At 37.8% G+C, this 6,246-nt stretch carries 5 protein-coding genes and 1 pseudogene; 2 read left to right on the top strand and 4 right to left on the bottom strand.

Features of this window, described 5'->3' with window-relative positions:
* Positions 1-352 (top strand): annotated as a pseudogene (locus JML65_RS13960) (PLP-dependent aminotransferase family protein); the annotation flags it as partial.
* A 14-nt stretch (positions 353-366) separates the two neighbouring features.
* On the top strand, positions 367-855 hold the full coding sequence (locus tag JML65_RS13955; protein WP_202271187.1) for a GNAT family N-acetyltransferase: 489 nt from the start codon (positions 367-369) through the stop codon (positions 853-855).
* Positions 856-930: 75 nt separating this feature from the next.
* Here JML65_RS13955 and JML65_RS13950 read toward each other — a convergent pair whose 3' ends face one another.
* The 4 genes from JML65_RS13950 to JML65_RS13935 all read right to left on the bottom strand — a co-directional run bounded on the left by JML65_RS13950 (position 931) and on the right by JML65_RS13935 (position 6,241).
* On the bottom strand, positions 931-2,784 hold the full coding sequence (locus JML65_RS13950; protein WP_202271186.1) for an alkaline phosphatase family protein: 1,854 nt from the start codon (positions 2,782-2,784) through the stop codon (positions 931-933).
* A 316-nt stretch (positions 2,785-3,100) separates the two neighbouring features.
* Entirely contained in the window at positions 3,101-3,769 is a 669-nt protein-coding gene (locus JML65_RS13945; RefSeq protein ID WP_202271185.1) for an HAD-IA family hydrolase, read from the bottom strand.
* Between the two features lie 7 nt (positions 3,770-3,776).
* Positions 3,777-4,931, bottom strand: coding sequence for a TIGR03364 family FAD-dependent oxidoreductase (locus JML65_RS13940; RefSeq protein ID WP_202271184.1), 1,155 nt, complete (start codon positions 4,929-4,931; stop codon positions 3,777-3,779).
* Positions 4,932-4,942: 11 nt separating this feature from the next.
* Positions 4,943-6,241, bottom strand: coding sequence for a DUF5690 family protein (locus JML65_RS13935; protein ID WP_202271183.1), 1,299 nt, complete (start codon positions 6,239-6,241; stop codon positions 4,943-4,945).
* Positions 6,242-6,246: the final 5 nt, after the last annotated feature.

Genomic DNA, 6,246 nt, shown 5'->3' with positions numbered 1-6,246 from the left:
TGATTTCCTTGAACATGGACGGTACGACCATCATTTGAGAATGTTCAGGAAAAAACTATATGCCAATTACCTTCAGATCCAAAAATCTGTTACTCAGTATTTTCCGGATAATACCAAAATTTCTGAACCGAAAGGCGGTTTTATGCTGTGGCTGGAACTGGATCAAAGAATCTGCACGGAAGATCTTTATGATGAAGCATTAAGTCAGAAAATAAATTTTGCTCCTGGTAGAATGTTTTCACAATATAACCAGTATCAGAATTGTATGAGGCTGAATTATGCCCTGGAATGGACAGACCGTGTAGAAAGTGACTTGGAGAAGCTTGGTAAAATGATAAAAAATAAAATTTAATAAACCCTATAGAGATGAATGATATCAATAATGAAGTACAAATTATAGCCTATGAACCTCAATATAAAGAAGCTTTCAGAGCTTTAAACGAAGAATGGATCAGGAATTTCTTTGTGATGGAATCCGGTGACTATAAACTGCTGGATCACCCTGAAGAACATATCCTAGAGAAAGGAGGACATATTGCTTTTGCTCTGCTTAATGGAGAGGCGGTGGGAACATGTGCATTAGTAAAGAACAGCGATGAGCCCCTTATTTTTGAACTTTCAAAAATGGCAGTGAGCCCGAAAGCACAAGGAAAGAAAATTGGATATCTGCTGGGTAATACTTTAATAGAGAAAGCTAAAGAATTAAAGGCAGAGAAGGTATTTCTGGAAACCAATTCAATTCTGGTTCCAGCTATAAAACTCTACGAAAAACTTGGATTTAAACATATGCCGGTTATCAATGCGGGATATGACCGTGTGGATGTACAGATGGAATTAGATCTCAAAAACGGATGATAAAAAAAATATTAGAACAAGGATATTTCTATCCGAGTTCTAATATCAAAAAATTAAATCTAATTGCTTTACTGTTTATTTCTTAATGAAAGTCTTTGTCACTGAGTTTTTCCCTTCACTAAATTTAATGAAGTATATCCCGGTTGGAAGGGTTTCAATATTTATTTTTTCATTGTAATACCCATTGGAAGATTTCAAATGAAGAGTTGAAACAAGTGTCCCTTTAGAATCAATGATTTCTACCTTAGATTCTTTATTTTCAGATGGATATCGGATGGTTATACTTGCTGATGCAGGATTGGGATAAAGGGCAAAATCATTAGTGTTTTTCTTTATTTCTTTATTGGCTAAAACACCGTTTGAACAAACCGGAATTCTGTTTATCCCGTCAATTCCCCATGTGGATTGTACCGGAATACACATCCAGTTCAGTACCGTTGGAAAATGATCTGTTTCTCTTGTTGTTGCGGTGTAATCATAGATCTTAAAACTGCCTGAGGTGTTGGCATTATAAGCAGGAGATCCTGTAATGCTCATATGATTCGCATTGGGACTTGAATCGGTGATGGTATTTCCTGAAACATGATCACACTTCCAGTTGGCCAGCAGCTGAGAATAATAAGGGTGTGAAGGGGTAATGTCCTGATTGGCCCAGTTAACGATCACATCGTTCGGAAGAGCGGATTTCCAGATTCTGAGGTCTTTATAGGATGCAGGAAGGTTGATTCCATAGGTATTGGTTCCGTCCTGGTTTAACGTTAGTGGAAGACCGGAATCAATATTTCCGATGGTATTCATCTTGGCAAAAGTGACCGGAACACCATCTTCATATAAAGTGACAAGGCCGTCTCTATCGAAGCTGACTGCAATATGCTTCCACTTATTGGTTTCCACTTTTCCTCCTACCAGGTCAATTCTGTTTGTTCCGTCACCGATATTCATTTTAAACGTCTGTCCGGAATATCCTGAGATCACAAGCCCTTTATTTTTTCCGCTAGCCCAGTTTTTATTCCCGATCATGACAGGATCACTGGAATAGGCCGCATTGGGTTTCACCCAAAACTCAATGGTAAAATCCTGGTTTGCGCCAAAGTTGAATGGATTCTGGTTGGTTGGTTTGGCATAAGTTCCTGCCGGAAAGCTGAGCTGATTGAACGTTTTATTGGATTCTAAAACCGTTTTACTGATCTGCTGAGGAGTAAATCCGGGATTAGAATACACGGTAAAAATATTTCTCTCAGAAAGGTTCCCTCCGCCATGCGAGCTGTCTACCGCTCCGTGATCCGTTGTTAAAACAACCAGCCAATCTTCGTTTTGATAACCGGCTCTGTTTTTCATTGCATTCACTATCTCGCCGATATATGAATCTGTTGTCTGAATAGAAGACACGTATTGGGGAACAGCTGAAGAAAAGCCGTAAGAATGCCCTGCATGGTCTACATCATCAAAATCTACAAACAGAATATCAGGATTGTCATTTTGCAGAGCATTGACCGCCGCATTTTTCACAGCAAGATCTGTTGCCAGATTAGATTTTACATCTGCATTCTGAATAATTTTGTCATTGATGGGTGCCCAATGTGCCAGAGAAATTGTTCTTAAATTAGGATTATGGCTTTCTGCTCTTGTCAAAAAGTCAGGATAATTTACATAATTGGGACTGGTAAAATTATTATCCTGCACATTGTGTTTGGTGTGCCAAACACCCGTAAGCATTGTACTCCATCCGTTTCCGCTCCATGTAGTGGCAGCGCAAAGTCCGTCAAGAGAATAAATAGACTGATTGATAAGGTTCTTGATGTTAGGAGTACTGGCAAACATCATGACGTCTGCACGACATCCGTCTATACCGATAAAAAGAACTTTTTTGGTCTGAGCTCCAAGGAAGCAGCTCACAACAACAGCCATTGAGAATAGTTTTGTTTTCATGGGGTAAGGGTTTTAAATAAAAAGTTTACAAATAGTAATTTATTTTTAACTATTGTAAAATTAGTTTACTATTTGTAAACATATGTAAACAGAAAATTAATTAATTGATAAGTAAATAGTTCACAAAAGTTGAAAGTCTATTTAAGAAGAAAATCAAATACTTTTACAAATAATCAATCGAAGGAATTAAATTCCCTTTCTCTGGAGGGATGTTGGAAATTCAGAGAATTTTTGAAGGGTGATGTACTTACTTATTAAAAAACAAACGACACAAAAAGAGTTGTGCCATTTGTAAATAAAGTTGAAAAAGAAGTTGTTAAAGAATATGTTCAGCTTCAGAAATTGTATTTAGAATATAATCAGGTTTTGCTTTCTCCAGCTCTGTTCTGTTTTGAGCACCGGAAAGCACTGCGATAGTCAGTCCGCATCCTGCATTTTTTCCTTCTTCAATATCAATCACGGAATCTCCGGCCTTTAGGACCTTTTCGGGCTCCATAATATTGAATTTTTTCATAGCCAGATTGATCATCTCCGGGCTGGGTCTGCTTTCTGAAACATCGTCAGCGGTGATCAGAGCATCAAAATGTATATTTTCTTTCCACTGTAATTTGTCTAAAAGCTGGTGGGCAATTTCAGAGGTATATCCTGTATTGAGAACCACTTTTTTGTTTTGGGCTTTCATGGTAAGAAGAAAATTTTCTGTACCGTTGATGGGTTTTACATCAAGATTACAGTAAGCCTCCTTTAATTTTTCGGAAAAGTTCTCAAAAATAACAGTGGCATCTTCCTCGTTACCATTAATTTCCTTCAGCAGACTTGTAATGGCCTCCAGTTTTTCCATTCCGGCGCAGCTGCTAAGAACTTTTTCCAGACTCACAGAGTAACCGTGGCTGTTGACAGCCTCTGTTAAGGTTTTATACACTACATTGTCCTCATCAATTGTTGTTCCGGCCATATCCAGAACCAGTAATTCTATATTTTTCATTGAATTTTTATGCGTAAATTTTTTCTATATTAAACTTGGAGAACCCTCCGCTTCCCGTCATTCCTTTTCCTCCGATACCCGTCACAATATGGATATTCGGAGAGGGGCTGTATTCGAAAATATCTTTCGTCTTGCACTGGGAATACACTCCAAACCATCTTCTCTGAATTTCGTACGTAGGAAGGTCAATTATTTTTTTGGCTTCATGGATCATGAATTCATCAATTTCCATATTGAGATCATATCCAAGATCGTCCGCATTTTTAGCATCTGCATATTCATGAGAGTCTCCAAGAATGATGGAGCCGTCAAGAGCCTGCTTAAAGAGAATATGAACACCATATTTCTTCTCAAATGAATGAGGATCTTCCAATGATTTGATTTTTTGGAAAGAAGGACATTCACTGAATGATTCATATCTTCTGACGGAAAGTCCGGTAAGAATATTTCCCTGAAGAGAATAGATTCCCTGGGGTTTGGTTTGCAGCATCTGCAGCTTGCTTACTTCCAGTTCGCTTTCATTGAATACTTTAGGGTATAATGTTTTAAATTCATGTCCCCCGCAGATGATAATCCGGGAAGCAGAAAACTCTGTTCCTTCAGCTGTTACAGCAGTACATTTCCGATCATCTTCACCGGTTTCAATCACTGTAGTGTTGTAGAAGATCTCCAGACCCATTTTTTCCTGTAAAAGCTTATGAAGTTTTACAATCATATCTGCAGAATCTACAGAAAGCTCCTGGGGAAAGAATAATCCTCCTTTGCAATAATCCGAACGGAGCCCATCAAACTTCTTGATGCAGTCATTTTTAGATAATAAAACAGATTCATAATCATTGTTTCTGTTGATTTCATAGAGTTCTTCAATAAGCTGAAGCTCTTCAGCGTCAGAAGCAATGTATACAGAGCCGTTTTGCCTGATAGTAAGGTCTGCCTGAGCATGAAGTTCATTATATATAGCAAGGCTTTCTCTCCCGAAATTCTGCCATTTAAGATCCATTCCGGACGGTACTACCTGTCCAAAGTTTCTTACCGTTGCCCCTTGAGGCAGCGCATTTCTTTCCAGTAAAGCTACTTTCAGATTTTTCTTCAGGGCATGATAGGCATGGAATGTTCCTAAGATTCCGCCTCCCACAATGAGTAAATCAAATTTTGTTTTCATTTTACTATAATTTATAAGATTTTCGAAGTATCGAAATTGATGTATTGATTAGAATTAGAATTGGGTTTTGCCTTTTTTTTGAAAGCCAAAAAAGCAATAACAGAAAGAATTAAAACGCTGACCGTAATGATATAATTCAGACTGATGTAAAAGCTGAGCCATGAAGTCTGTGCAGAACCGAAATTCTTATAGAGTAAGATCAGAACGCTTCCCAAATATCCAAAGGAATCTACCATATAGATCAGAAAGCCTACATTGCCTTTAATATCAAATGCGGCAATCATTCTGTCAAAATAAATTCCATTAAAAGGAATATAGCAGATATACATTCCAAATCCGGAGATCGTCATCCATAAAAACGGGGATAATGAATTCTGCTGGAAGAGATAGGTGGAAAGCCCCACCGTTAAAATTCCGGCAAAGAGGATATAGTGATAATAAGCAAAAGCCTTTTTGTTATTTTTAACCTTTACCATGCAGCTTAAAATCAAAAGAACCATGATGGCAATGGGGATTTCCGTCAATGTAAATATAGAACTGTCAAATGTAAAGTGAAGACCGTCCCAGATCTCGCGGTTAAAATTATCTCTGAAATCCCTTAGGACCGTTAAACAGATATAAAGAAAAATTATGCAGACAACAGGGATGAAAAACTGGCGGATAAGCTCTTTCCTTTCTTTTCCGTTAAGAGGTTTTCTTTTACTTTTAAGCTGAATATCTTCTTCAGTGGGTTTCGGAATCTTTTCCAGAAGAATTCCTGAAATAAGTAAAGGGACAATAAATATCAGCCCGGCAGAAAAAGGCATCCAGAATTCTGAAATAGCAAAAGTATCCATCAAAAACTTTCCTACAGACTTTGTAAACCCTGAAGAAACCACAAAGCTTGAGCACAGAAATAATCCGATAATTTCAGTTGTTTTACGGCCTTCTATATAGGAAAAAACAATACCCCAGATCATTCCCAGCGGAATACCATTGAGAAACATGAAAAGGATATTATAGGGAGCCGGAATGATTGCGAACCCTAATAATGATAATTCTGCGATGGCAATAAAGGAAAATAAATAGCGCAGTCTTTTCACGGGTTTTAATTCGGAAATGAATTTAATTCCAATAAATTTCGAAATGAAATACCCTACAGCCTGTGCAATGATGATCAGGATTTTATAATCTACTCCGAAGTAGGATAGTCCTTCGAAAGAGGCTACGGTAAAAGGTTTTCTGAAACCGTACATGCAGAAGTAAACACCAAAAGCGGCAAAAGCAGCTTTCAGTGTTACCAGTGTTTTAGGATTGATTGTTCTGGCCATTATTT

The organism is Chryseobacterium sp. KMC2, assembly GCF_016756935.1.
GTDB classification, from domain to species: Bacteria; Bacteroidota; Bacteroidia; order Flavobacteriales; family Weeksellaceae; genus Chryseobacterium; species Chryseobacterium rhizosphaerae.
Note: the sequence above shows the minus strand (reverse complement) of the source record. Positions and strands in the feature narration are given on the sequence as shown.